The 25,807-nt window shown below is 72.7% G+C and carries 23 protein-coding genes and 1 pseudogene; 18 read left to right on the forward strand and 6 right to left on the reverse strand.

The genetic code is table 11. From position 1 onward, the window contains the following. Positions 1 to 53 precede the first annotated feature (53 nt). Positions 54 to 1,172: a molybdopterin-dependent oxidoreductase gene (locus ACFV9D_RS28165; RefSeq protein ID WP_385151987.1), complete on the reverse strand. Its 1,119-nt coding sequence runs from the start codon at positions 1,170 to 1,172 to the stop codon at positions 54 to 56. A gap of 55 nt (positions 1,173 to 1,227) precedes the next feature. Further along, positions 1,228 to 1,386, reverse strand: coding sequence for a hypothetical protein (locus tag ACFV9D_RS28170; RefSeq protein ID WP_385151990.1), 159 nt, complete (start codon positions 1,384 to 1,386; stop codon positions 1,228 to 1,230). Positions 1,387 to 1,420: 34 nt separating this feature from the next. On the opposite strand from ACFV9D_RS28170, the gene ACFV9D_RS28175 reads away from it, so the two are divergent. Then, a complete protein-coding gene (locus ACFV9D_RS28175; RefSeq protein ID WP_385151993.1) occupies positions 1,421 to 1,819 on the forward strand; it encodes a VOC family protein in 399 nt (132 codons plus the stop codon). Here the strand turns inward: ACFV9D_RS28175 and ACFV9D_RS28180 are convergent. Further along, a complete protein-coding gene (locus ACFV9D_RS28180) occupies positions 1,756 to 2,493 on the reverse strand; it encodes a helix-turn-helix domain-containing protein (protein WP_385151996.1) in 738 nt (245 codons plus the stop codon). The two genes, ACFV9D_RS28175 and ACFV9D_RS28180, sit on opposite strands and share 64 nt — an antisense overlap. A gap of 88 nt (positions 2,494 to 2,581) precedes the next feature. Between ACFV9D_RS28180 and ACFV9D_RS28185 the strand changes: the two genes are divergently transcribed. The 4 genes from ACFV9D_RS28185 (at position 2,582) to ACFV9D_RS28200 (ending at position 9,914) form a co-directional block, all read left to right on the forward strand. Further along, the gene (locus ACFV9D_RS28185; RefSeq protein ID WP_385151999.1) at positions 2,582 to 2,938 is read left to right on the forward strand and encodes a CU044_2847 family protein; all 357 of its coding nucleotides are present in this window, start codon (positions 2,582 to 2,584) and stop codon (positions 2,936 to 2,938) included. Next, positions 2,935 to 4,863 (forward strand): trypsin-like peptidase domain-containing protein, encoded by a 1,929-nt coding sequence (locus tag ACFV9D_RS28190; protein WP_385152002.1) that lies wholly within the window; start codon positions 2,935 to 2,937, stop codon positions 4,861 to 4,863. The genes ACFV9D_RS28185 and ACFV9D_RS28190 overlap by 4 nt, the downstream gene beginning before the upstream one ends. A 106-nt stretch (positions 4,864 to 4,969) precedes the next feature. Then, on the forward strand, positions 4,970 to 6,073 hold the full coding sequence (locus ACFV9D_RS28195; protein ID WP_385152005.1) for an AAA family ATPase: 1,104 nt from the start codon (positions 4,970 to 4,972) through the stop codon (positions 6,071 to 6,073). Then, positions 6,063 to 9,914 (forward strand): SAV_2336 N-terminal domain-related protein, encoded by a 3,852-nt coding sequence (locus ACFV9D_RS28200; RefSeq protein ID WP_385152008.1) that lies wholly within the window; start codon positions 6,063 to 6,065, stop codon positions 9,912 to 9,914. Before ACFV9D_RS28195 ends, ACFV9D_RS28200 begins: the two co-directional genes overlap by 11 nt. Positions 9,915 to 9,959: 45 nt before the next feature. Here the strand turns inward: ACFV9D_RS28200 and ACFV9D_RS28205 are convergent, their stop codons facing one another. Next, a complete protein-coding gene (locus tag ACFV9D_RS28205) occupies positions 9,960 to 11,075 on the reverse strand; it encodes a YihY/virulence factor BrkB family protein (RefSeq protein WP_385152011.1) in 1,116 nt (371 codons plus the stop codon). A 17-nt stretch (positions 11,076 to 11,092) separates the two neighbouring features. Here ACFV9D_RS28205 and ACFV9D_RS28210 point away from each other — a divergent pair, with 17 nt between their 5' ends. Together ACFV9D_RS28210 and ACFV9D_RS28215 are read left to right on the forward strand one after the other, a co-directional pair. Further along, positions 11,093 to 12,736, forward strand: a complete 1,644-nt coding sequence (locus tag ACFV9D_RS28210) for an acyl-CoA dehydrogenase family protein (protein ID WP_385152014.1) — start codon at positions 11,093 to 11,095, stop codon at positions 12,734 to 12,736. A gap of 245 nt (positions 12,737 to 12,981) precedes the next feature. Continuing rightward, a complete protein-coding gene (locus tag ACFV9D_RS28215; protein ID WP_385152017.1) occupies positions 12,982 to 14,313 on the forward strand; it encodes a GAF domain-containing protein in 1,332 nt (443 codons plus the stop codon). 67 nt (positions 14,314 to 14,380) lie between these two features. Here ACFV9D_RS28215 and ACFV9D_RS28220 read toward each other — a convergent pair whose 3' ends face one another. Next, positions 14,381 to 15,346, reverse strand: coding sequence for a carbohydrate kinase (locus ACFV9D_RS28220; protein WP_385152020.1), 966 nt, complete (start codon positions 15,344 to 15,346; stop codon positions 14,381 to 14,383). Between the two features lie 22 nt (positions 15,347 to 15,368). Beyond that, entirely contained in the window at positions 15,369 to 17,423 is a 2,055-nt protein-coding gene (locus tag ACFV9D_RS28225) for a glycoside hydrolase family 32 protein (RefSeq protein ID WP_385152023.1), read from the reverse strand. A gap of 188 nt (positions 17,424 to 17,611) precedes the next feature. On the opposite strand from ACFV9D_RS28225, the gene ACFV9D_RS28230 reads away from it, so the two are divergent. The 11 genes and pseudogenes from ACFV9D_RS28230 to ACFV9D_RS28280 form a co-directional block, all read left to right on the forward strand. Next, positions 17,612 to 18,586, forward strand: a complete 975-nt coding sequence (locus ACFV9D_RS28230) for a sugar ABC transporter substrate-binding protein (RefSeq protein WP_385152061.1) — start codon at positions 17,612 to 17,614, stop codon at positions 18,584 to 18,586. Positions 18,587 to 18,621: 35 nt separating this feature from the next. Continuing rightward, positions 18,622 to 19,641, forward strand: a complete 1,020-nt coding sequence (locus ACFV9D_RS28235) for an ABC transporter permease (RefSeq protein WP_385152026.1) — start codon at positions 18,622 to 18,624, stop codon at positions 19,639 to 19,641. 20 nt (positions 19,642 to 19,661) lie between these two features. Further along, positions 19,662 to 20,471, forward strand: coding sequence for an ATP-binding cassette domain-containing protein (locus tag ACFV9D_RS28240; RefSeq protein ID WP_385152028.1), 810 nt, complete (start codon positions 19,662 to 19,664; stop codon positions 20,469 to 20,471). A 24-nt stretch (positions 20,472 to 20,495) separates the two neighbouring features. Next, on the forward strand, positions 20,496 to 21,527 hold the full coding sequence (locus ACFV9D_RS28245; RefSeq protein ID WP_385152031.1) for a LacI family DNA-binding transcriptional regulator: 1,032 nt from the start codon (positions 20,496 to 20,498) through the stop codon (positions 21,525 to 21,527). An 88-nt stretch (positions 21,528 to 21,615) separates the two neighbouring features. Continuing rightward, positions 21,616 to 22,185 (forward strand): GNAT family N-acetyltransferase, encoded by a 570-nt coding sequence (locus tag ACFV9D_RS28250; protein WP_385152034.1) that lies wholly within the window; start codon positions 21,616 to 21,618, stop codon positions 22,183 to 22,185. Positions 22,186 to 22,303: 118 nt separating this feature from the next. Further along, positions 22,304 to 22,387 carry a putative leader peptide gene (locus tag ACFV9D_RS28255; RefSeq protein ID WP_349817346.1) on the forward strand — a complete coding sequence of 28 codons (84 nt, stop codon included), beginning with the start codon at positions 22,304 to 22,306 and terminating at the stop codon, positions 22,385 to 22,387. A gap of 126 nt (positions 22,388 to 22,513) precedes the next feature. Further along, positions 22,514 to 24,211: a nitrite/sulfite reductase gene (locus tag ACFV9D_RS28260; RefSeq protein WP_385152037.1), complete on the forward strand. Its 1,698-nt coding sequence runs from the start codon at positions 22,514 to 22,516 to the stop codon at positions 24,209 to 24,211. Next, positions 24,208 to 24,387: a hypothetical protein gene (locus ACFV9D_RS28265; RefSeq protein ID WP_385152040.1), complete on the forward strand. Its 180-nt coding sequence runs from the start codon at positions 24,208 to 24,210 to the stop codon at positions 24,385 to 24,387. Before ACFV9D_RS28260 ends, ACFV9D_RS28265 begins: the two co-directional genes overlap by 4 nt. Beyond that, on the forward strand, positions 24,384 to 25,094 hold the full coding sequence (locus ACFV9D_RS28270; RefSeq protein ID WP_385152043.1) for a phosphoadenylyl-sulfate reductase: 711 nt from the start codon (positions 24,384 to 24,386) through the stop codon (positions 25,092 to 25,094). The genes ACFV9D_RS28265 and ACFV9D_RS28270 overlap by 4 nt, the downstream gene beginning before the upstream one ends. Continuing rightward, positions 25,076 to 25,678, forward strand: a complete 603-nt coding sequence (gene cysC, locus ACFV9D_RS28275; RefSeq protein ID WP_385152046.1) for an adenylyl-sulfate kinase — start codon at positions 25,076 to 25,078, stop codon at positions 25,676 to 25,678. Before ACFV9D_RS28270 ends, cysC begins: the two co-directional genes overlap by 19 nt. Further along, positions 25,675 to 25,807, forward strand: a pseudogene (locus tag ACFV9D_RS28280) (sulfate adenylyltransferase small subunit); the annotation flags it as partial. The gene cysC and the pseudogene ACFV9D_RS28280, both read left to right, overlap by 4 nt.

Here is a 25,807-nt window from a genome sequence, read left to right on the forward strand (position 1 = left end):
CGTCACCTGCTCCCGTGTCGTTCGGAGTGCCTGATGTCGGAGTACGGCAGGTGTCAGACGACGACCACGTCGACCGCCGCCACCGGATTGCAGCCGTAGCCCTGGGCGTTCCACGGCGCCCGTGGCGGCTGGGTGTCGCCGTGCGCGTCGGTCGCCCGGGCCAGCAGCCGGTACCGGCCCGGCTTCCGGGGCGTCCACCGGTAGGACCAGCCCGTCCAGGCGTACGGTCCGCTCGGCGGCTCGAGGTCGGCGTCGTGCCAGTCCGCGTCGTCCGCGCGCTCCTCTCCCGGGGCGTCCTCGTCCTCGTGCTCGGCCCGCACCTCGACCCGTCCCACGGCCCGCCCGGCGCCCGACCACGCCCGGCCGCGCACGACGGTCTGCGTGCCGCGCCGGAGGTCGTCGTCCGGCTCGGGCGCGATGATCAGCGATTTGACCCGGATCGCGGCGACGGGACCGTCGGGGATGCCCTCCGATGCGACGTACACGTATTCCTGGGCCTGGAAGACGCCCGTGAAGGGTTCGGTGAGGGCCCTCGCCTCGACCAGCCACTTCACGTCGGCGACGGCGTACCGGCCGGGGACCACCAGGCGGACCGGGGCGCCGTGCTCGGGCGCGAGCGGCTCGCCGTTCATGTGGGTGGCGAGGAGGGTGTCCGGGTGGAGGGCCTCGGCGAGCGGGAGGCTGCGTTCGAAGGCGGACCGGTGGCCGTGCACGCTGCCGGCGTCGGCACCGGCGAAGACGAACTCGACCGTCTCCGGTGCGACACCGGCGCGCTCGGCGGCCAGGTGGAACGGGACGCCGGCGAACCGGGCGCAGCCGACCGCCCGTTGACCCCAGGGAAGTCCCGGCGGGCGGGGGTTCATCAGGGCGCGGCCGTTGCCCGCGCACTCGAGGACGACGTCGAACTCCCGTCGGCCGAGGCGTCCCAGGGCGAGCAGCTCCTCGTAGCCGAGGGTGACCGGCGTCGTCACGGCCCCGCCGATCCGCAGCCGCCACGGGGCGGCGGCCGTCGGCGGCACGCCGAAATGGTCCCGTACGAACAGCGCGTCCGCGGGCGTGAGCCGCTCGGCCAGCGCGGCTCTGGGCGTCTGGGCGTTGTACGGGTCGGTGGTCACCGTCTCGGGTGCCCAGGCGGTGGCACCGGGCCCGCGAGGAACGGCCGATGCGGTCATGACGGCACCTCCGTCAGGCACGGTCCCGTTCCAGCGTAAGCCCGGGCGGGCCGGGCTACCCCACGAGGCCGAGGAGCGCGAGGAGGACCACGGCGAGCAGGCGCCCCTGCCGGGCCGTGGCCGTCGCCGACGCCGCGCCGGTGACCGGTGCGCGTTGCGCGGTGCGCGGAGAGCCGGGGCGGCCCCGTCCGGCGGCCCTGTCCGATCCGTTCAAGACCTGCCCGGCACCGCGTGCCTACCGTGCCCCCATGAACACACCACGATTCGACCTCATCGGCCTCGTCGTCTCCGACATGGCCGCCTCGCTCGCCTTCTACCGTCGGCTCGGGTTGGAGATCCCGGTCGGAGCCGATACCGAGGCCCACGTCGAAGCCTCCCTGCCCGGTGGGATGCGGATCGCGTGGGACACGGAGGAGGTCGTCCGTTCCTTCGATCCCGGCTGGTCCCGGCCCGAGGGCGGCGACCGGATCGGGCTCGCGTTTCTCTGCGGCTCGCCGCGGGAGGTCGACGCCACCTACGAGTCCCTGGTCGCGGCCGGGTACCGCGGGCATCTCAAGCCGTGGGACGCCGTGTGGGGGCAGCGCTATGCCGTCGTGCTCGACCCGGACGGCTGCGGGGTCTCCCTCTTCGCCCAGGCCGAGGCGTAGGCGGACAGGGTCGTGCCGGCCAGGGCGCGCGTCTCGCGCGCCAGGTGGGCCTGGTCGGCGCAGCCTGCGACGAGCGCCGCCTCCGCGAACGGCAGCCCTGCCCTGACCAGGGCGAGCGCGCGCTGGAGCCGGAGGATCCGGGCCAGAGTCTTGGGTCCGTAGCCGAACGCGTCCAGCGACCGCCGGTGCAGCTGCCGCGCGCCGAGCCCGACGGCCTCGGCGCTATCGGCCACGGGCCGGCCCGCCTGGAGCCGCCGTACGACGGCCCGGAGCCGCGGGTCGGGGTCCGGCGCGTCCGTGGCGCGGCGCAGCGCGAGGTCCTCGAGGGCGGCGGCCGGGTCGGCCGCGTCGGTCACGCGCTCGGCGAGCCTCCGCGCCCTCGCCTCGCCCCACAGCACCCCCAGCGCGACCCGTCGGTCGCGCAGCTCGCTCGCCGGTACGCCGAGCAGCGCGGGCGCGTCACCGGGTGCGAAGCGGATCCCGGCGTAGCGGCTGGGGCCGCCCTCGGGGACGTACGCGACGGTGTCGGGTCCCGCGACGAGCAGCCGGCCGTCGCACCACAGCAGGTCCATGCAGCCGTCGGGCAGCACCGGCACCGGATCCTCGGCCACGGACCGTGGCGTGAGGGTCCAGACGACCGCGCCGTCCAAGCGCGCGGGGCGTTCCTCGTACACCCCTCCAGGGTAGGCCGATCCGCTGACATGGACGCGGGCGTCGGACAGAATGGTGTGTGATCCAACTGGTCTTTCCTCGGGGGTTGTTGTGAGCACACTGATGGAGTTCACCACGGAGAGCGGGGCGCAGGTCATGGTGGAGGCGGACGGTCACCAGCCCGGCGCCCAGCTCGTCTCGCGCGGTGGGAACTCCCTCATCCAGGCCGGTCGCACGCTCGACGAGGCGCTCCAGGGCATCCGCTCGGCGGCCGAGTCGGCGCTCACGGTCTTCCGGGAGGGGCCGCTCCAGCCGGACGGGGTGGAGCTGGAGTTCGGCGTGAAGCTGACGGCCGAGGCGGGCGCGGTGATCGCCAAGACCTCGGTCGAGGGCCATCTGACGGTGAAACTGTCCTGGGCGCCCAACGGCGCGGGCGCGAGGACGGGAGCGGGGGCCGGCACCCGGTGACGGGCTCCCCTGCTTGGCATGTTCGCGTCGAGCACGAGGGCGCCGTCTGCGGCTCCGGCTTCCTCGTCGGCGAGGGCACGGTCCTCACCTGCGCGCATGTCGTCCACGGGCTCGACCGGGCCTCGGTTTCCTTCCCCGGCGCCCGTGGCCTCGGCGCGGTTCCGACGCGTGTCGCGGAGCGCGGCGCCTGGGCGGGCGGCCGGACGGACCCGGGCGATGTCGCGGTACTGACCCTCGAAGGCCCCGCCCCCGTCGAGCCGGCCGTCTTCGCGGAGCCGGAGGAGCCGCTCGGCGACGCCGGCCTGTCGGCCCGGCTCGTCACGTACGGCTTCCCCCAGGGGTACGGCGAGGAGGGGGCGCAGAGCGAGCTCCGGGTCACCCACGACCGGCTGTTGATCAGCGGCGAGTGGATCCAGGTGGAGTTCTGGAAGGCGTACGGCCAGGAGCCCTCGCACGGTTTCAGCGGGGCGGCCGCCATGCGGGCGGACAGCGGTGCGGTGGTCGGCATGATCTCCTCGTACGACCCGGTCAGCCGCAACGGGCGGATGATCCCGGCCCGCGTACTGGCCCGGCACGTGCCCACACTCGCCGAACTGGTCCCGACCCCGGGCTGTTCCGCCGAGGAGAAGCGCTGGCTACGGGAGTTGGTCGACCGGGTCGGCGCGCCGCCGTGCCCGGTGGACCGGCTGCTCGACGCGGCGATCGGCCGACTGGGGCGGGCCCCGTACACGGCCCGGTCGAGCGGGCTCTGGGAGGGCGTCTGGTACCTCCTCACCGAGGCGCCGCCGCGCCCGGGACGACTCCCGCTGGCCGAGTTCACGCTGCGGCTCGCGGACCTGGTCGCGGACCACGACCTCGGGCGCGAGCTGCGGGCCTGGTCGCGCGAGTACCGCGGCCGGCACCGGGCCGCCGCGCACGACACCCCGGATCGGGGCCACGGCCGCCCGGACCCGGCCGGACACGACGGACGTCGGGAGCTCGCCCGACAGGACGACGGACACCATGACGACGGACACCATGACGACGGCCGTCACGACGACGGCCGGCACGACCACGCGCGGGACGGCGAGGCCGCGTGCGGGGGAGCAGGAGCACGGTACTGCGCCGGCCCGGCCGCCCCTCCCCCGTGGGCTCCGATACTCGTCGAGATCCGGCGCAGCGGCGCGGACCGCAACGCCGTCATCGCGGAGGTCTCCGTCTACCGGGACGGCGACCGTCTCCTCGTCAACGAGAAGCGGCTCACCACCGCGCACGTGCGCTCATGGGTCCTGGACCGGATCGACGAGGCGTACGACGAGATCGGCGACGGCCGTCCGCTCATCGCGTTCGCCCTCCCCCGCGACTGGCTCAACCGGCCGGTCGACCTGTGGACCAGGAGCAAGGGCAAGGAGGCCCCGCTCGGCTGCACGTCACCGGTCGTCGTGATGGATCACGACCGGCGCGGCAAGGCGCGGCTGCAGTTCCAGCTGAAGCGGATGTGGGAGGAGCTCGACCGGCAGGACGGCTCCTCGTTGCACCGCGTCGCCTGCTCCAGCACCAAGCGGGGTCCTCAGCTGTCCGTGCTGCTCCAGGACGTACGGGGTGCCGTCGGGTTCGCCCGGCCGCCGAAGTCGGCCCGCGACCGGGAGTTGCACGGCGCCGCCCTGAACGCGCCCGCGCCGATCGTGCTGTGGCCGCGCACCGGCTGCCCGCCGGGCGGGCCGTGCGCGGGGGCCTGCTCCGGTGCCGGGTTCCTCGACCGGATCGCCGAGCGGATCTCGCGCCTGCCGCCCACCGAACTGCCGGACCTCGTCTTCCGGTTGCGCAAAGAGGCCTTCCTCCACGAGGGGCCGGAACCGCACTGGGCCGCAGAGCTGTCCCTCGTCTGGGAGGACCCTCGCCGGTTCCCCGACGTCCGCCCGATGCGGCGGTCCCCCGTCGCCTGAGCGACCCTTCCGGCCGAGAGCACTGCATGCCGCACACCGCACGCCGCACGGAGAACCACCGAAACCCCGAAACCCCGAACGACTTCGAAGAACGGGAGCTGCCCCGATGTCCCTGTGGCCCGTCTACACCGGATCGAGCGAGCCGCACGACGGCATCGACGCGCTGCCCGCGCCGCCGCCGTGGCGGGCCTTCGACGGTGGGCCCGCACTGCTCCCGCCGCCCGAGGAGGACGAGCGCGGCGGCTCGCCGGGCGGGATCCACCGGGCGCAGACGTACCAGCCCACGGCGGAGACCGTCCAGCTGGTCAACGCGGCCCTGTATCTGCGCCGCCCGCTGTTGGTGACGGGGCCGCCGGGGAGCGGCAAGTCGAGCCTCCCGTACGCCGTGGCACGGGAGTTGAGGATGGGCGGGGTCCTGCGCTGGAACATCACCAGCCGCAGCGCGCTCACCGACGGCCTGTACCAGTACGACCCCCTCTCCCGGCTGTACGCCGCCGGGCGAGCCGGTGACCGGGGCGATGAGCTCGCGGGGAGCCGGACGGGCGCCGGCGGAGGAGAGCGCGGCGGCGAGCGGGGTGGTGCCGCCCGGCCGACGGCGCCGGACCGCGAGGACACCGCGATCGAGGACCATCTGCGGCTCGGGCCCCTGGGTACCGCGCTGCTTCCGTACGACCGGCCCCGTGTGCTGCTCATCGACGAGATCGACAAGAGCGACCTCGATCTGCCGAACGACCTGCTACACATCCTGGAGGAGGGAGAGTACGAGATCCCGGAGCTCGTCCGGGCGGCGAGGACGCACCCGGTGGCCGAGGTGATGGTCGCCGACTCCGAGGAGCGGATCGCGGTCCGCCACGGTGAAGTGCGGTGCCGCGCCTTCCCGTTCGTGGTACTGACCAGCAACGGCGAGCGCGAGTTCCCGCCGGCCTTCCTGCGCCGCTGCGTCCGTCTCGAGCTGCGGCAGCCGCTGCGCGAGCAGTTGGAGGACATCGTGCGGGCGCACCTCGGCCCCCTGGACGAACGGGACCGCGCGCTGGTCGACACCTTCCTGCACCGCGGCAGCGCCGGCGAACTGGCCACGGACCAGCTGCTCAACGCCATCTATCTGACCCGCACTTCAGGTCTGGACGCGGCCTCGCGGGAGGAGCTGGCGGAGGCACTGATGCCGTACCTGGGCCGTGCGGCGGAGACCTGGGACGTCGATGACGTCTGACCGGAGCGGCTCACTGGACGTCCTCGCCGAGGTCCTGGGCCGGGCGGGCGAGGAACCGCCGACCGGCGGCGAGCTGGCGGAACTCCTGTGGCTGGCCCGGCACATGCGCGGCCCCGAGCGAGCCGGGACCGAGGCCGCGGCCGCCGCCGCCCCGCCGTCCTCGTCCCCGCCGGCCCCGTGGCGACCGCCCGCCGCCCCCACGACGCACGGCCCGGTGGATCCCGTCCTCCCCGTGACGCCGGAGCCGCCGCCTCCCCCGCCCTCCCCGGCGAACATGCCGCCCGCGGCGGAGCCGCCGCCCCCGGCGCGCATGCCGCTCCACACGCCCGCGGCCGGACCGGCACCCGCGCCCGAGGAGCCGGCACCGTCGTCCCGGCACACCCCGCTGCTGGCCCCCGCTCCCCCGATGCTCTCCCACCCGCTCGCCCTCCAGCGGTCGCTGCGGCCGCTGCGGCGCACCGTACCGAGCGCCGCGCGGCGGGAGTTGGACGAGTCGGCGACCGCCCACCGGATCGCCGCGCTCGGCGCGGCACCGGGCCTCTGGCTGCCCGTGCTGCGTCCGCAGCGAGAGCGCTGGCTCCATCTGCGGATCGTCTTCGACTCCGGGCCGACGATGACGATGTGGCGGCCCCTGGTCCGCGAACTGCACACCGCGCTCGCCCAGACCGGCGCGTTCCGCACGCTCGACGTGCTCCAGCTGGGCGAGGACGGGCGGCTGCCCCGGCGCCACCGGGAGCTCGGCCGGACCGCGACGCTGGTCGTGAGCGACTGCATGGGTCCGCAGTGGCGGGACGGTCCGGCGGGGCTGCGCTGGCGCTCCACCCTCGCCGCCCTGGCCCGCGAGCTCCCCGTGGCCGTCCTCCAGCCCCTGCCGGAGCGGTTGTGGCGGCACACCGCCGCCCCGCCCCTGCCGGGCCTGTTCGTCTCCCCCGGCCCCGGCGTGCCCAATTCCGCGCTGGATTTCGCCCCGTACCACGGCGGTCCGGCCCCGGCCGGCATCCCGCTGCCGGTCCTGGAGCCCTCCGGCGCCTGGCTGGGCAACTGGGCCGCCCTGGTCGCCTCACCGGGCGGCACGGAGGTCCCGGGCGCGGCGGCGTTCGTGGGGGCGGGCGACCCGTCGGCGCGGCCGGCGGAGTACGAGGCGGAGTTCGAGAGTGACGAGAGCTTCGATCCGGAGGGGAGCGACCCGGAGGAGCTGGTGCTGCGCTTCCGGGCCATCGCCTCGCCGCAGGCGTTCCGGCTGGCCGCGCACCTGGCGGTGGGCTCGGCGCATCTGCCGGTGATGCGGCTCGTCCAGGCGGCGATCGAGGAGGACCCGGAGCCGCAGCACCTGGCGGAGGTGGTCCTCAGCGGCATGCTGCGGGCGCAGCCGGAGGCGGTACCGGGCGCGTACGAGTTCCGTCCCGGCGTACGGGAGGTCCTGCTCGGGACCCTGCCGCGTACGACCCTCGTCGGCACGGCGGGTCTGCTGGCGCGGATCTCCGCCGAGATCGAGTCCCGCGCGGGAGCCCTGCCGGGCGAGTTCCGGGCGCTGGTGGAGAGCCTGGCCGCGGCGGGCGGCGAACGGGCGGCGGGCCGGCCGTTCGCGCTGGTGAGCGAGGAGAGCGTACGGCTCCTGCGCGGGCCGGAGCGGCGCGGGACGAGCGGCGCGCCCGCCGCGGAGGGCGCCCCCTCCTCGAGCACGACCACCGACTCGGACGGCGGGGCGGCCGGTGCGGCCGGTCTGCCGGAGGGCGAAGTGCCCACCGCCGTGTCCCGGCCCGACGGGGGCGCACCCCGGCTGAACAGCGACCGGTACGAGCTCTCCGAGCGGCTCGGAGACGGGGCCGGCAGGGTGTGGCGGGGCCACGACCGCTATCTCAATCTGCCGGTGGCCGTCTCGTTCTTCCCCTTCCCGCCGGAGCGGGAGCGCCTGCTGACCGGCAGGAACGGCCGCGACGAGCGGTCCGCGGCCGCCGACTTCCTGGCCAGGACCTACGAGGTCGCCCGTGTGGTCAACCCGAATCTGCTCCGGGTGTTCGACGCCGTCGTCCTCGACGAAGGCTGCTGCCTCGTCACCGAGCTCGTCCACGGGCGCTCGCTGCGGCAGTTGCTCGCCACGGCGTCCGAGCCGCTGCCCGTCCCCGAGGCCGTGTCGATCGCCCAGGACATCCTCCGCGGCCTGTGGGCCCTGCACCACGGCGCGGGCATCGCCCACGGCAATCTGTCCCCCGCCAAGGTCCTGGGCATCGACGACGGGGTGCGCCGGCTCTCCGACTACGGCCTGCGCTGGCCGTACTCCGAACGCCCCGGGCCCGCCGACAGGACGGCGCAGTTCCCGCTCGACCCCGGCCCGGACGGCGAGACCCTCCCCGGCACGGCCCGGTATCTGGCGCCCGAACGTCAGTCGGGGGTGGTGCTGCCGGAGGGCGATCTGTACTCCCTGGGCTGCATCCTGTACGAGATGCTGACGGGGGCCCCGGCGTTCCCGGGCGGCGACGTGGCATCCGTACTCCAGCAGCACGCGCGGGCGACGCCGCCGGATCCGGTGCACGTCCGCCCGGACATCCCGCCGGAGCTGGGGCGGGCGGTGACCAGCCTGCTGGCCAAGGAGCCGCGTGAACGGCAGCGCGGAGCGACGGCCCTGTCCCATCTGCGCCACACGACTCTGCTCCGCTACACACCGGCCCACTATCAGCTCCTCGGTCCCCCCAAGGCGGCGATCGCGGGAACGGACGTGTCGGCGCACGCGTTCCAGGACAACGCCTTCCTGTGCCGGCTGCTGCTGGCCCACGGGGCTCCGGTCACGGAGGCGGAGATGCTGGAGGTACTGGAGGGCAAACCGAACATCCGCCCGACGCAGTACGCGCTGCACCTGAAGGCGCTCGGACTGCCGGTGCGGACGGAGAACGACGCGTACCGACTGCCCGTCGCGGCGACCTCCTTCGACGTGGCGCGCGCGGAGTCGCACGCCGACCAGGCGGACCGGGCCATGTCCCGCGGCGACTCGGCGCTGGCCCACAGGCACCTCGATTCGGCGCTGGCGCTCTGGTACGGGGAGCCGCTCGACGGGATCGGGGGGAGTTGGGCCGAGGCGGAGCGGTCGCGGCTGCGGGAGTGGCGGGCCGAGCTCCGCGAGAGGCGGGCCTTCCTCGGCCGGTCCGCGGAGGCGTCGCCGGGCTGGCTGGTGATCCGGCCGCCCTACGGCGCGCCACGACTCTCACGCGAGCACCAGGACCTCGTGGCCGAGATGGCCCGGGGCGCCCTCGGCGGTGCGCGGGGCTGGCCGCAGGGTGGGAACGTGGTCCGTACGCCGCTTCCTCCGGGGTTCACCGCCGAAGCGCTGGTCGAGTGGGCGGTCGACACGTTCCCCGTGGCTCTGGCGCATCGGCTGCCCTCGCACGCCCTGTCGGAGGTCCGGCTGAACGTCGTGGTCCACGAGGACACGGAGACGGCGGCGCGTGTGCTCGGGGAGGCGGCGGACGTACAGGTCGCGGACACGGGGCGGAACGTCCTCGTGGTGACGGTCCTGATCTCCCACGGCCTGCGGGCCCGTCTTCCTCGGGCGCGACAGCGCGACTTCGACCGGATCACGGCGACGGCCGGCGGCTGGCAGCACGTGGTGGTCGTGGAGCCGCCGCCGGACGGCCCCACGGGAGGCGTGGCGACGCTGACGACCTCGGCAGGGCAGCAAGGGGACGTCACGTGGTCGCGCACGGCGCCTCCGGCCGAGGCGCCGACGAAAGCGGAGCCGGACCGGGGTCGCGGCTGGCTCTCCGGCCTCGCCGCCCGCCTGCCCGGCGGCCGGGACAAGGGACGGGACAAGGGACGGGGCAAGGAACCAGGCAAGGATCAGGACTAGGACGGGACGCGGACGGCAGAACCCGGAGAGGTGCAGGCGGCTCTACTAGTCCTTCTCCCAGCCCGAGTGCAGACGGGACTTCACGTCGTCCGGCGGCAGGAACCGCGACCAGCGTTCGGGGAACTCCGACGGCATGTCCGGGTCGTCCTCGTCCACGTCGTCCGCCTCCGCGCGCAGCCGGGCGACGAGGTCGGCGGCCTGGGCGGCGCGGGCGCGGTCGGTGGCCTCGCGGGCCGCGGCGGTGGCGACGGAGGGCCAGACACGGTCGATCGCCGCGTTCACCGCCGCGCCGACGAGGACGGCGAAGGCCGAGATGCCGATCCAGAGCAGGACGGCGATGGGCGCGGCGAGGGAGCCGTAGATGGTCGGTCCCTCGACCTGGCTGGTCAGGTAGATGCGCAGCAGGAAGCTGCCGAGCACCCACATCCCGAGGGCCACCAGGGCGCCGGGGATGTCCTCGATCCATGGGGAGCGGACCGGGACGGACACGTGGTACAGCGTGGTCAGGAAGGCGATGGAGAGCAGGATGACGACCGGCCAGTAGAGGACGGCGACGACTTCCGTGCCCCACGGGATCAGCTCCACCACCCGGTCCGGGCCGACCACGGCGAGCGGCAGGACGACCGCGCCGATGAGCAGCGCCACGAGGTAGAGCAGGAAGGCGAGGAGCCGGGTCTTGACGATGCCGCGGTGCCCGTCGAGTCCGTACATGACCGTGATGGTGTCGATGAAGACGTTCACGGCGCGCGAGCCCGACCAGAGGGCGATGGCGAAGCCGAGCGAGATGAGTTCGGGGCGTTTGCCCTGGGTGACGTCGTCCAGGAGGGGTTTGGCGATGTCGCGGACTCCGCGGTCGGAGAGGACCGTTCCGGCAGCGCGGAGGATGTTCTCCTGGATGCTCGCGACCGTGTCGGTGTTGGTCCAGTCGTCGGCGTAGCCGAGCAGGGCGATCAGGCCGAGCAGCAGCGGAGGCAGGGACAGGAGGGTGAAGAACGCCGCCTCGGCGGCGAGGCCGAGGATGCGGTACTCGATGCACGAGTTGACGGTGTCCTTCAGGAGCAGCCAGACCATCTTCCGCTTGGAGACGTTGCGGTAGAGGACTCGCGCCCGGTGGAGTCTGCTCCCGGGCCGCCGCTCGGGTGTTTCGTTTGCTGCCTGCACCTCCTTACCGTATCGGCATGGCAGCCAGCACCCACACAGTGACCAACCAGGCTCCGCCCCTGGTGGGATACGACGCGTACACGTCCGACCGGGCTCTGGCGGAGGCCGTCGAGCGTCATCTGGCGCCGGAGGTCTTCGCGGAAGCGCGGGAGGAACTCGTGGCCCAGGGCCGGTCCGTCGGTTCGGCGCAGGCGCAGGAGTGGGGGGCGCTCGCCAACGAGAACCCGCCGCGGCTGCGGACGCACGACCGGTACGGGAACCGGATCGACGAGGTCGAGTTCCATCCCGCCTGGCACCGGCTCCTGGGGCGCGCCGTGGGCGCCGGGCTGACCGATGCGTGGGGCCGTCCGGGTGGTCATGTGCGGCGTGCGGCCGGGTTCGTCCTGGCGACGCAGACCGAGGCGGGGCACGGCTGCCCGCTGTCGATGACCCATGCCGCGGTGCCGGCGCTGCGGGCGGAGCCCGCGCTCGCCGCGGTCTGGGAGCCGCTGCTGACCTCGCGCGTGTACGAGGAGGGGCTGCGGCCGCCCGGCGAGAAGGCCGGGGTGCTCCTCGGGATGGGGATGACGGAGAAGCAGGGCGGCAGCGACGTACGGGCGAACACGACCGAGGCGCGCCCGGTGTCCGGCGCGGACGGGGGTGCGTACGTGCTGACCGGGCACAAGTGGTTCTGCTCGGCCCCGATGTCGGACGGCTTCCTGGTCCTCGCCCAGGCGCCCGAAGGGCTGACCTGCTTCCTGGTGCCGCGGGTCCTGGAGGACGGTACGCGCAACGCGTTCGCGATCCAGCGGCTCAAGGACAAGCTCGGGAACCGGTCCAACGCCTCCGCCGAGGTGGAGTTCGACGGGACGACCTGGGCGCGCCGGGTCGGGGACGAGGGGCGCGGGGTCCGCACGATCATCGAGATGGTGGCGGCGACCCGGCTGGACTGTGTGCTGGGCTCGGCTGCGTTGATGCGGCAGGCGCTGACGCAGGCCGTGCACCACACCGCGTACCGCCGTGCGTTCGGCGGTCTGCTGATCGACAAGCCGCTGATGCGCAATGTGCTGGCGGATCTGGCGCTGGAGTCGGAGGCGGCGACGGTGCTCGGGATGCGTCTTGCGGCGGCCTACGACTCCGATACGGAGGCCGAACGCGCTTTCGCGCGGATCGCGGTGCCGGCGGCGAAGTACTGGGTGACGAAGCGGTGCACGCCGATGGTGGCGGAGGCGCTGGAGTGTCTGGGCGGCAACGGCTATGTGGAGGAGTCGGGGCTGCCGCGGCTGTTGCGCGAGTCGCCGCTCAACTCGATCTGGGAGGGCTCCGGCAACGTCCAGGCGCTGGATGTGCTGAGGGCGCTGCAGAGGGAGCCGATGGCGCTGAACGCGTTCCTGACGGAGGTCGGGAAGGCGCGGGGCGCGGATCACCGGCTCGACGGGGCGATCAAGGGGATGCTGACCGAACTGGCCGATCTGGACGGGATCGAGGGGCGGGCCCGCCGGCTGGTGGAGCGCATGGCGCTGGTGTTGCAGGGCTCGCTGCTGGTGCGGTGGGCGCCTGCGGAGGTGGCGGACGCGTTCTGCGCCTCGCGGCTGGGCGGCGACCGGGGCTCGGCGTTCGGGACGCTGCCGACCACCCTGGATCTGCGGGCGGTGGTGGAGCGGGCGCGGGTGGAGGTCTGAGCCGTCTCCTGCAGCGCGGCACGCAAAAGCGGAGGGTGGTGCTGCGCCGACACGGCACCACCCGCCGCTCGCACCACCCTCACCTACGAGAGCGGTTGCGGCCAGAGTTGCAAAGGGTTGCAGGATTCCACGAATCGGGCTCTGCCGGAGAGCACTGGACGGCACGATGGGACCAGGACTCGGGCAGCCTCGATCCAGAAGCAGCGCAGAACCGATACAGCACCGCGGGTGGCTGGGAGAGACCGATGAAGAACACGCAGCTGAACAACACTCGGCTCGACATGAACCGGCTCGCCACCATGGACGCCGCCCAGGCGACCCGCCTGCTGCACCGGGTACGGGAGGAGACGCTGGCCGGCCGGACGCCGCCGATAGCACCCCGTCCGGTCATCGACGCGTCCTGGCAGCGGATGTTCCGGCTCGGTCTCGACCCGGACCAGGGCACGAGCAGCGAGCTGCTCCACCGCGACGAGCTGGAGGAACGGCGGCGCACGACGGTGCTCGGCGAAGTGATGCGCACGCTGAGCACCGGACTCGCCGGGATCGCGGACGCCTCCATGCAGATCATGGTGGTCACCGACGAGCAGGGCCGGGTGCTGTGGCGGGAGGGCAATCTGTCGGTGCTGCGGCAGGCCAACGGCATCTGTCTGGAGGAGGGCGCGGCCTGGACCGAGCACACCACGGGGACGAACGCGGTGGGGACGGCGCTCGCGATGCGGCGGGCCGTCCAGGTCCACTCGGCCGAGCACTACGTCCATACGCTCCACAACTGGACCTGCGCCGCGGCTCCGGTCCACGATCCGCGCGACCAGCGACTGTTGGGGATCGTGGACGTGAGCGGTCCGGCCTCCAGTTTCCATCCGGCGACGCTTGCGCTGGTCGGCTCGGTGGCCCAGCTCGCCGAGGCGGAGATGCGCGACCGCCATCTGCGGTCGATCGAGCGGCTGCGCTCGGTGGCGGCGCCGATCCTGTGCCGGGTGGGCGGCCGGGCGGTCGCGGTGGACACGCACGGCTGGACGGCGGCGGTGACCGGGATGGCTCCGGTGGACCGGCTCGCGCTGCCGAAGTCCTTCCGCGCCGGGCGCACCTGGCTGCCGTCACTGGGGATGTGCGCGGTGGAGCCGCTGCCGGGCGGCTGGCTGCTGCGGGTCGAGGAGGAGACCCGGGCGGCGACCGCGGACGCGGGTGCGGCGAGCCGGGTCGTGCTCGACCTGAGCCGGCCGCGCCGCTGGTCGGTGGCGGTGTCGGGGGCGGCGGGCAGCTGGACTCAGGAGCTGAGCCCGCGCCACGCCGAGCTGCTGTACGTCCTGGCCCTGCACCGCGACGGACGGACGGCGGCGGAGCTGGCGGAGGACGTGTTCGGCGACCGGACGAGGACGGTGACGGTACGGGCCGAGATGTCCCGGGTCCGCCGCAACCTGGCGAGCGTGCTGGCCCACCGCCCGTACCGCTTCAGCGAGGAGGTCGAGGTCCGGATCGTCCCCCCGTCCCACCCGGCCGACCTCCTCCCCCACTCGACGGCCCCAGCGGTCCGCTCGGCCCGCCTGGGCCGCGGGGAGCCCGGGGCGACGGGGTAGGCGGGGGCTCGGCTTCGCGCCGCTGGGATCGGCCGGGCGTACGGCAGCGGCCGTGGCGCGGCGGGCGTCAGACAGGCGCGGTCAGTTCCTCCGCCCGCGGTGGGTTCGCGCCGCGGACCGTGCAGATGGCCGCTGCGACCCTGGTGCCGAAGGTGACGGCCTCGTCCAGGGTCCGGCGGTCGAGGGTGTCGAGTCGGCCGCCGAGTACGCCGGCCGTGTGCAGGCGGTGGAGAAGGCCGGCCGTGAAGGCGTCGCCCGCCCCGACGGTGTCGACGACGTCGACCTGCGGGGCCGGGAGGAGGCTGCGGACGCCGTCGTACGAGACGAGGGCGCCGGCCCCGCCGAGGGTGACGACCACGAGGGGGACGCCCGCGCGATGCCAGGTGTCGCAGGCCGCCTCGGGCGTGGTGCCGGGATGGAGGTGGGCCAGGTCGTCCTCGCTGAGCCGGAGGATGTCCGCCAGGGCGCACCAGCGCGGCAGCCGGGCGCGGTAGTGCTCGGGGGCGACGAGCAGCGGGCGCACGTTGGGATCGAGGGAGATCGTGGTGGTGGGGCGCAGCTCGGCCAGGAGCTCTTCGACGACGGCGGCGCCCGGTGCGCGTACCAGGGCCAGGGAACCGGTGTGCAGGCAGTCGGGATCCAGCCCGGCGACGGGCGCGAGTTCCTGACGGGTCCACTGCCAGTCGGCGGTGGCCTCGGCATGGAAGGAGTACTCGGCCGCGCCGTCGGGGCCGAGGCCCGCGATCGCGAGGGTGCTGGGCTCGGCGGCGTCGGGGCAGAGGTCGATGCGGACGCCGGATTCGGCGAGCCGGCGGCGGAAGAGGCCGCCGAAGACGTCGCCGGAGAGCCGGGTCAGGAAGTGGGTGGGGGTGCCGAGGCGGGCGAGCGCGACGGCGGTGTTCGCGGGCCCGCCGCCGGGCAGCACGTCGAGCCGGAGGCCCGGCCCCCCGGCGGTGCCGGGAGCACCGGGGGCGACGAAGGCGTCGGCGACGCATTCGCCGAGGACGGCCACGGGGCGGCGGGTCGCGGTCATGCGGATTCCTTCCGGATGAGGGTCAGTCGGGCAGGACGCTGGAGCCCAGCGGGGTCAGGGAGGCGCTCTTCAGACGGAGTCGGCCGGTGTCGACGGCGAACTCGACGGCGGTGGACTCGCGGTAGCGCGGGTACACCCGGGCGGTGAGGGCCGCGCCGTCCCCTGTGAAGACCTCGACGGAGGAGCGGTCGACCAGGATGTCGAGGGTGAGGGTGGAGTCGGCGGCGGGCGCGGTCCTGGTGGCGTACGTCGCGGGGGTGCCGTAGCCCGCTCCGGTGGTGTCGAGGGTGAGGGTGCCGGTCGACTTCCGGTACCGCAGCACGGTCGCCTCGGCGGCGGACCCCTTGAGGCGGACGGTGACGGTGTCGGAGGTCGTCTCCTTGAGATCGAGCACCGCCTGCACGCGTACGCTGTCGCCCTGTCCGATCCGCCAGCTTCCGTCGACGGTCTTGTCCTTCACGGCCGTCGTCCGTCCCGAGGCGAGTGACGCGACGGCCGCGACGGGGCGTTGACCGAGACGCCCGTCAGGGGCGAGGAACAGCTCCCGGTGGAGGGACTGGGCGCCGGCCCAACCACCCACCCTCGTGGGTTCCTTGACGTTCCAGTCGCTCATCCAGGCGGTCATCAGCCGGCGCCCGGCGTCGTCCCGATAGCTCTGCGCCGCGTAGACGTCGCCGCCGCCGTCGAGGATCCCGTGCCGCTCCGCGCGGAAGCCGCTGCCGTCGTAGTCGCCGACGGCGTACCGCTGGAGGGACTCGCCGCCCTCGTTGGTGGAGTAGAGCAGGACCCACTTCCCGTCGAGCTGGAAGAGGTCGGGGCACTCCCACATCGCGCCGGTCGTGCCGTCGCCCTCGGCGAGGACGCCGGCGTACGTCCAGGTGCGCAGGTCGTCGGAGGCGTACAACTGCACCTTTCCGCGCCCGCCGTCGCCCGATCCGACGACCATCTTCCAGCGACCGTCGACGGGGTCTCGGAAGAGCTTGGGGTCTCGGAACCCGGCGGACGAGCCGGGCGGCGCCTGGGTGATGACCTCGACCCCGGGGGTGAAGGCGACCCCGTCCGTACTGGTCGCCACGGCGACGGTCTCCGGGGTGGCGCCGGGGTGCGCGCGGGTGTCGGTGGACTTGGTGTACGCGACGGTCAGGGTGCCGTCGTCGTCGACCGCGCTGCCGCTGAAGATCCCGCTGTTGTCGGTGGGGGTCGCGCGCGGCGGTGGGGTGAGGGCGACGGGGAGGTCGCGCCAGTGGACGGCGTCGGGGCCCTCGGCGTGGGCCCAGTGCATGGGTCCCCACGTGGGGGCGTCGGGGTAGTACTGGCTGAAGAGGTGGTGGCGGCCGCGCCACTGGATCACGCCGTTGGGGTCGTTGATCCAGCCCTGGTAGGGCGTGTAGTGGAACTGCGGGCGCAACGGGTCGGCGGTGAAGTCCCCTGTGGTGGTGGGCTGGTTGGCCTGGCCGAGGGTGCGGAAGGTGAGGCCGTTGTCGTCCCGGGCGGCGGCCTCTCCGGTGCGTACGTCGTCGAGGTTGAGGTGGCCCCAGCCGCCGGTCCTGCGGTCGACGACTTCGAGATGGACGCCCTGGCCGCGCCAGGCGGAGGTGTCCCAGACGATCCGGACATACGCCTCGTCCTCGGGGCCGGTCTGCTTGTGGAGCACCCGGCCGTCGCTGTCCCTGACCAGGGCGACGTAGAGGCGTTCGGGGTCCCAGCCGCCGCCGATCAGAAAGCTGATCCGCGCAGGGGCGGCGAAGGAGGAGGAGCGGAGGGTCCCGGTGGCGTCGTCACCGGCGGCGGCGTAGCCCCAGAGGTGGTGGCTGCCCCGGTGATGGAAGGGGCCTCCCCAGTAGGTGTCGGTGGTGGTGACGGCGGCGGGGCCGAAGGCGGTGCCCTCGGTGACCGTCCAGCCGGTGAGATCCCCGGTGTCGAAACCGGGGTTGACCGGGCCGGTGGCGAGGGGGCGGGGGGTTGCGGGCGGTACGGCTGCGGGTGCGGGCGGTGCGGCTTTCGCGCTGATGGGAGTGGACGCGGCGACGAGCAGGGCCGCGATGGCGGTCAGTTGCGGTGCGTTCCAGCGGCTCATCCGGAAGCCTCCGTTGCCAACTCGTAACGAGTGAGGGGCATTGACGTTGCTCGCGGCGGAGTCCATCATCCTGGCCAGTCGATGTCAACGTTGACATAAGTCAACGATGACACCCCTGCGTCCCTGAGGAGCCGCGCCATGAAGCGCACCTTCCGCACCGCTCGCACCGCACCCCCCTCACGGCCACCCTGCTCTCCGGAGCTCTGCTTCTCACCGCCTGCGGCGAGGGGGCCAAGGGCTCCGCCGGGGCCGGGGGCAGCGGTGGGCCCGTCAAGGTCGGGCTGATCACCAAGACCGACACCAACCCGTTCTTCGTGAAGATGAAGGAGGGCGCGGAGGGCGCCGCGAAGAAGGCGGGAGCCGAACTCACCACGGCGGCAGGAAAGTTCGACGGCGACAACGAGGGCCAGGTCACCGCGATCGAGAACATGGTCGCGTCCGGGGTCAAGGGCATCCTGATCACCCCCAACGACTCCAAGGCGATCGTCCCCGCGATCGAGCAGGCCAGGAAGAAGGGCGTGCTCGTCATCGCGCTCGACAGCCCGACCGATCCGCAGGACGCCGCCGACGCCCTGTTCGCCACCGACAACCTCAAGGCCGGCGAGCTGATCGGCCGGTACGCCAAGGCGGCCATGGCGGGGAAGACCCCGAAGATCGCCACGCTCGACCTCGCCCCCGGTGTCGCCGTCGGACAACTGCGGCACGACGGTTTCCTCCAGGGGTACGGGATCAAGGAGGGCGATCCGGCCGTCGTCTGTTCCCAGGACACCGGCGGCGACCAGGCCAAGGGCCAGACGGCCATGGAGAACTGCCTGCAGAAGGCCCCGGACATCAACGTCGTCTACACGATCAACGAGCCCGCCGCGCTGGGCGCGTACACGGCGCTCAAGGCGAAGGGCCGCGAGAAGGACGTCCTGATCGTCTCGGTGGACGGTGGCTGCACCGGCACGGACGCGGTCAAGAAGGGGAGGATCGCGGCCACTTCGCAGCAGTACCCGCTGCTCATGGCCGCCAAGGGCGTCGACGCGGTCGTCGCCTATGCCAAGAACGGCACGAAGGCCTCCGGTTACGTCGACACCGGCGTCACCCTCATCACGGACGCGCCGACCTCGGCGGTCCCGGCCAAGGACACGATGTACGGCCTGGAGAACTGCTGGGGCTGAGCACCCACCCCACCATCCCTTACAAGGAGCCCCAGTTGACCACCACGACCGCACCGCCCACCACCGCACCGCCGGCCGCGCCCGGTACCCGGACCCGCCGCACGGCGGGCCGACTGTTCACCCATCCCACCGCCGGCCCGCTCGTCGCGCTGCTCGTCGCCTGCGTGTTCTTCTCCTTCCAGAGCGAGCAGTTCCTCTCCGGCGGCAACCTCTCCCTCGTCGTCCAGCAGGTCATGGTCGTCGGCACCCTCGCCCTCGGCCAGACCCTGATCATCCTCACCGCCGGCATCGACCTGTCCTGCGGCGCCGTCATGGCCTTCGGCTCGATCGTGATGGCCAAGCTCGCCGCCGAGGGCGCCCTCCCGCCCCTCGTGGCGATCGCCGCGGGCATCGGTGTCTGCGCCCTCTTCGGGCTCGCGAACGGCGCGCTCGTCACCTTCGTCAAGCTGCCGCCGTTCATCGTGACGCTCGGGATGCTCAACGTCGCCTTCGCGCTCACCCACATCTACTCCGAAGAGCAGACCGTCACCGAACTTCCCGGCCTCCTCACCGGGTTGGGCGAGACGTTCCCGCTGGGGCGTACCGACATCACGTACGGCTCGGTGCTCACCATCGCGCTCTTCCTCTGCTTCGCCTACCTCCTCGGCCAGACGGCCTGGGGAAAGCACACCTACGCGCTCGGCAACAGCCCCGAGGTCGCCCGGCTCACCGGTATCCGCACCACCCGTCTCCAGCTCGGCATCTACACCCTGGCCGGGGTCGTCTACGGCATCGCCGCGCTGCTGCTGATCTCCCGGACCGGTGTCGGCGACCCCAAGGCGGGCCAGACCGACAACCTGGACGCGATCACGGCGGTGGTGCTCGGCGGCACGAGCCTCTTCGGCGGGCGCGGTGCGGTCCTCGGCACGCTCGTCGGGGCGCTGATCGTCGGGGTGTTCCGCAACGGTCTCCAGCTGATGGGTGTCGGCTCGATCTACCAGACCCTGATCACCGGCGGCCTCGTCATCCTCGCCGTGACCGTCGACCAGTTCTCCCGCAGGAAGGTCCGCCGATGACCCCGCAGGAACGTCAGCCGATGACCACCGCTCCCGGGGCGACCCCCGTCCTCAAGGCCCGCGGACTCGTCAAGCGCTACGGCCAGGTGACCGCGCTCGACGGCGCCGACTTCGATCTGATGCCCGGTGAGGTGCTCGCGGTCATCGGGGACAACGGCGCCGGCAAGTCCAGTCTGATCAAGGCGCTCACCGGGGCGCTCCAGCCCGACGAGGGCACCCTCGAGCTCGACGGGGCGCCCGTACGGTTCCGCGATCCGGTGGACGCGCGCCGGCACGGCATCGAGACCGTCTACCAGGATCTTGCGGTCGCGGCCTCGCTCGACATCGCGAGCAACATGTTCCTGGGCCGCGAGGTCCGGCGGCGCGGCCCGCTCGGCTCGGTGCTGCGGATGCTCGACAACAAGCGGATGCGCGAGGAGTCCGCCGCGCACATGGCCGATCTGAAGATCGGCCTCCGGTCCCTCACCCAGGCCGTGGAGACGCTCTCCGGCGGCCAGCGGCAGGGCGTGGCGGTGGCCCGCGCGGTCGCCTGGGCCCGGCACGTGGTGGTGATGGACGAGCCGACGGCCGCGCTCGGGGTGAAGGAGTCGGGCCAGGTGCTCGACATGATCCGGCGGGTCCGGGACCGGGGCCTGCCCGTGGTCCTCATCAGCCACAACATGCCGCACGTCTTCGAGATCGCGGACCGCATCCACGTCCAGCGGCTCGGCCGCCGGGTGGCGCAGATCCGGCCGTCGGACCATTCGATGGCGGAGGTGGTGGCGATCATGACCGGGGCCCTGACCGTGGAGGGGGCGGACGGCGGTACGGTCGTGGGCGACCGAGCCTGAAGCGACGACGGAGATGCGGTGACCATGGGGAGCACCCGGCGGCCGACCCTGGCCGATGTGGCGGCGCGGGTCGGCGTGACCCCGAAGACCGTGTCCCGGGTGCTCAACGAGGACGGGCCGGTGTCCGAGGCGACCCGGGCGAAGGTGCTCGCGGTCGTCGAGGAGCTGGGCTTCCGCCCCAATCTCATGGCCCGCAACATGCGGGTCGGGGCACGGGACTCCACGGTCGGCCTGGTCGTGCCGGACATGGGCAACCCCTTCTTCGGCACGGTCGCGAGCGGCGTCGAGGACGTGGTGAGGGACCGGGGGCTCACGCTCCTGATGGGGTCGTCGGGCGAGCGCGAGCCGATGGAGCACGCGCTGATCACCACGTTTCTGGCGCGGCGGATCAGCGGTCTGCTCGTCGTCCCTGCGGCCGGCAGCGACCACCGCTTTCTGCGCCGGGAGCGGGAGAGCGGCCTGCCGGTGGTCTTCGTCGACAGGCCGGGCACGGGGCTCGCGGCGGACGCGGTGGTCAGCGCGAACGAGGAGGGCGCGCGGGCGGGTGTGGCGCATCTGATCGCGCACGGGCACCGCCGGATCGCCTTCATCGGCGACCGGCCGGCCACGCTCTACACGCGCAAGACACGGCAGCGCGGCTACCGGTCGGCGCTGGAGGCGGCGGGGATCGGCCACGACCCGGCGCTGGTCGTCACCGCCCACGACCCGTACGCCGCGGGGGTCGCCGTGCGGCGGCTGCTTGCGCTGGCCGACCCGCCGACTGCCGTGTTCGCGGCGAACAACTTCGCCTCGCTCGGGGTCGTGCCCGCGCTGGCGGAGGCGGGCCGCCGCGACGTGGCCCTGGTCGGCTTCGACGACCTGCCGCTGGCGGCGGTTCTGGAGCCCGGCCTGACGGTCGTGGCCCAGGACCCCGTGGCGATCGGTCGCGCGGCGGCGGAGCAGATCCTGGCCCGCCTCGGCGGCGACCGCTCCCGGGCGACGACGCACACGGTCCCGGTGCGGCTGATCGAGCGCGGCTCGGGCGAACTACCACCACGGCCCGCCTCCACACACTGAACACCGGTCCACATACCGGACACGCTCCCCCGCCCCCCGTTGTGGGGCCGCGTCGGTATCCGGCGCGGTGGCGTGATGCCATGAACGCATGCGCATCACACTCACCACCTGGTCCCTCGAGCAGACCTCCCCGTCCGACCTCCGGCCCACCCCCGCCCCCGAGGGCGACGACGTCACGATCAAGCGGGCCGAGGTGCCCTCGCCGGAGTACAGCCGCTTCCTCTATACGGCGGTCGGTGGCGACATCCGCTGGAACGATCGGCTGTCGCTCACGTACAAGCAGTGGCAGGAGATCGTCGAGAAGCCCGGGGCCGAGATCTGGGTCGCCTACGACAAGGGGACGCCTGCCGGGTACGTCGAGCTCGACCCGCAGGACGACGGCGTCGTCGAGATCGTCTACTTCGGGCTGATCCCGGCCTTCCGGGGCCGCCGGATCGGCGGGCATCTGCTCTCGTACGGTGTGCAGCGCGCCTGGGACCTCGCCGAGCGCTGGCCGGACCGCGAGGAGACGCGCCGGGTGTGGCTCCACACCTGCTCGCTGGACGGGCCGCACGCGATGGACAACTATCTGCGGCGTGGCTTCAAGCTCTTCGACACCAAGGTGGAGGAGGTCGAGGAGTCCGAGACGCCCGGTCCCTGGCCCGGCGCCCACTCCTGATCCCTCCGCACCCCCGAAGAAAGTGACCCACGGCACACCGTCTCGCGATGCGGGACGGTCGTGTCCACATTTCGGACGAAGCTGGACTGGGTCCAAAGTCCCGTGACACGCTTCCGTCATGTCTGGAACTGGAATTGCCTTGGTGAGTCGGCGGCACGTCGACCTCGGCCGCATGTCCAGCGCCATCTGTCCGGTGCGCTGAGAGAACCAGCAACGCCGCGATTTCATTTCTGACCGACCCTGCTGCGCACCGTCGCGCCATCCCCTGACCCATGTACGAGTGTGCAGGTCAGAGCCGCCCTCCCGCAGTCCCGAAGGACAAAACGCCATGGCCGCCAACCCTGAGAACCCCGCACCCGCTACGCCCCGCCGCAAGGTGAGCCGTCACCGTGGCGAGGGTCAGTGGGCCGTGGGGCACTTCACCCCGCTGAACGGCAATGAGCAGTTCAAGAAGGACGACGACGGTCTCAATGTGCGGACACGTATTGAGACGATCTACTCCAAGCGCGGATTCGACTCCATCGACCCCAACGACCTGCGCGGTCGCATGCGGTGGTGGGGCCTCTACACCCAGCGCAAGGAGGGCCTCGACGGCACCAAGACCGGTGTCCTGGAGCCGGAGGAGCTGGACGCGGAGTACTTCATGCTCCGGGTCCGTATCGACGGCGGCCGGCTGACGACCGAGCAGCTGCGGGTCATCGGCGAGATCTCGCAGGAGTTCGCGCGGGGCACCGCCGACATCACCGACCGGCAGAACGTCCAGTACCACTGGATCCGCATCGAGGACGTCCCGGAGATCTGGAACCGCCTGGAGGCGGTCGGCCTGTCGACGACCGAGGCGTGCGGTGACACCCCGCGTGTCATCCTCGGCTCCCCGGTCGCCGGGATCGCCGAGGACGAGATCATCGACGGCACCCCCGCCATCGACGAGATCTACCGCCGGATCGTGGGCAACAAGGACTTCTCCAACCTGCCCCGCAAGTTCAAGTCGGCCGTCTCCGGCTCGCCGCTGCTCGACGTGGCGCACGAGATCAACGACATCGCCTTCGTCGGCGTGAACCACCCCGAGCACGGCCCCGGCTTCGACGTCTGGGTCGGCGGCGGTCTCTCCACCAACCCCAAGCTGGGCGTCCGCCTGGGCACCTGGGTCTCGCTCGACGAGGTCCCGGACGTCTACGAGGGCGTCATCTCGATCTTCCGCGACTACGGCTACCGCCGGCTGCGCACCCGCGCCCGGCTGAAGTTCCTCGTCGCCGACTGGGGCCCGGAGAAGTTCCGCCAGGTCCTGGAGGACGAGTACCTGAAGCGCAAGCTGACGGACGGCCCGGCCCCGGAGCAGCCGGCCGGGCAGTGGCGGGACCACGTCGGCGTCCACAAGCAGCAGGACGGCCGCTTCTACGTCGGCTTCGCGCCGCGCGTCGGCCGCGTCGACGGCACCACCCTCACCAAGATCGCGGAGATCGCCGAGGCGCACGGTTCGGGCCGGGTCCGTACCACCGCCGAGCAGAAGATGATCGTCCTGGACGTCGAGGAGGCGCAGGTCGAGTCGATCGTCTCCGCCCTCGAGTCCCTGGACCTGCGGGTCAACCCCTCGCCGTTCCGGCGCGGCACGATGGCCTGCACCGGTATCGAGTTCTGCAAGCTGGCGATCGTCGAGACCAAGGCGCGCGGCGCCTCGCTCATCGACGAACTCGAGCGCCGCATCCCCGAGTTCGACGAGCCGATCACCATCAACATCAACGGCTGCCCCAACGCCTGCGCCCGTATCCAGGTGGCGGACATCGGTCTCAAGGGCCAGCTGGTCCTGGACGACGCCGGCAACCGGGTCGAGGGCTACCAGGTGCACCTGGGCGGCGCCCTCGGTCTGGAGGCGGGCTTCGGCCGCAAGGTCCGTGGCCTGAAGGTCACCTCGGCCGAGATGCCGGACTACGTCGAGCGGGTCCTCACGCGCTTCCAGGAGCAGCGCGAGGACGGCGAGCGCTTCGCCACCTGGGCGGCGCGCGCCTCGGAAGAGGCCCTCTCATGAGCGAGCGTGCCGCACCGTTCCACTGCCCGTACTGCGGCGACGAGGACCTGTTCCCCCATGAACAAGGTCACGGCGCGTGGGAATGCCGGGCATGCAGTCGAGCCTTCCAGCTGAAGTTCCTGGGGCTCCTCGCCCCGGGCACTTCGAGCAACTCAGCTGGAAGGGAAGAGATATGACGACGACCCAGGCCATCACCGAGGCCACCGACCTGAAGGCGCTCGCCGAGCAGGCCGGACGCGACCTGGAGGACGCCTCCGCCCTGGAGATCCTCCAGTGGGCGGCGGAGACCTTCGGCAAGCAGTTCTGTGTCACCTCCTCCATGGAGGACGCCGTGGTCGCCCACCTCGCCTCCCGCGCCATGCCCGGGGTGGACGTCGTCTTCCTCGACACCGGCTACCACTTCCCCGAGACCATCGGCACCCGCGACGCGGTCGACGCGGTGATGGACGTCAACGTCATCACCCTGACCCCGCGTCAGACGGTCGCCGAGCAGGACGCCGAGTACGGCCCGAAGCTGCACGACCGCGATCCGGACCTCTGCTGCGCGCTGCGCAAGGTCAAGCCGCTCGAAGAGGGCCTGACCGCGTACCGCGCATGGGCGACCGGCCTGCGCCGCGACGAGTCCCCGACCCGGGCGAACACGCCGGTCGTCGGCTGGGACGAGAAGCGGCAGAAGGTCAAGATCTCCCCCATCGCCCGCTGGACGCAGGACGACGTCGACGCGTACGTCGCCCAGCACGGCGTCCTCACCAACCCGCTCCTCATGGACGGTTACGCCTCCGTCGGCTGTGCACCCTGCACCCGCCGGGTCGCGGACGGCGAGGACGCCCGGGCCGGCCGCTGGGCCGGCCGGGCCAAGACCGAATGCGGGCTGCACGGCTGATGACCACCACAGAGAATTCCCAGGCTCCCCAGACCTCCCAGGAGAACCACGTGACCGGTGCCACCATCTGGCTCACGGGCCTGCCGAGCGCCGGCAAGACGACGATCGCGTACGAACTCGCCGGCCGACTGCGCGGCGAGGGTCACCGCGTCGAGGTGCTCGACGGCGACGAGATCCGCGAGTTCCTCTCCGCGGGCCTCGGCTTCAGCCGTGAGGACCGGCACACCAACGTGCAGCGGATCGGTTTCGTCTCCGAGCTGCTCGCCTCGAACGGCGTGAAGGTCCTGGTCCCGGTCATCGCTCCGTACGAGGACAGCCGCGAGGCCGTCCGCAAGCGTCACCAGTCCGAGGGCACCCCCTATGTCGAGGTGCATGTGGCCACTCCGGTGGACGTGTGCTCCGTACGCGATGTGAAGGGGCTGTACGCCAAGCAGGCCGCCGGCGAGATCAGCGGTCTGACCGGGGTCGACGACCCGTACGACGAGCCGCGGAACCCCGATCTGCGGATCGAGTCCCAGAACCAGACCGTGCAGGAGTCGGCAGCACAGCTCCACGCGCTGCTCACCGAGAGGGGTCTCGCATGACGACCGCCGTTACCGTGGACGAGGCGACCGACAGCCCGTTCGCGTTGTCGCACCTGGACTCGCTGGAGTCCGAGGCCGTTCACATCTTCCGTGAGGTGGCGGGCGAGTTCGAGCGGCCGGTGATCCTCT

This window comes from Streptomyces sp. NPDC059875 (genome assembly GCF_042731085.1).
In the GTDB taxonomy this organism is placed as follows: domain Bacteria; phylum Actinomycetota; class Actinomycetes; order Streptomycetales; family Streptomycetaceae; genus Streptomyces.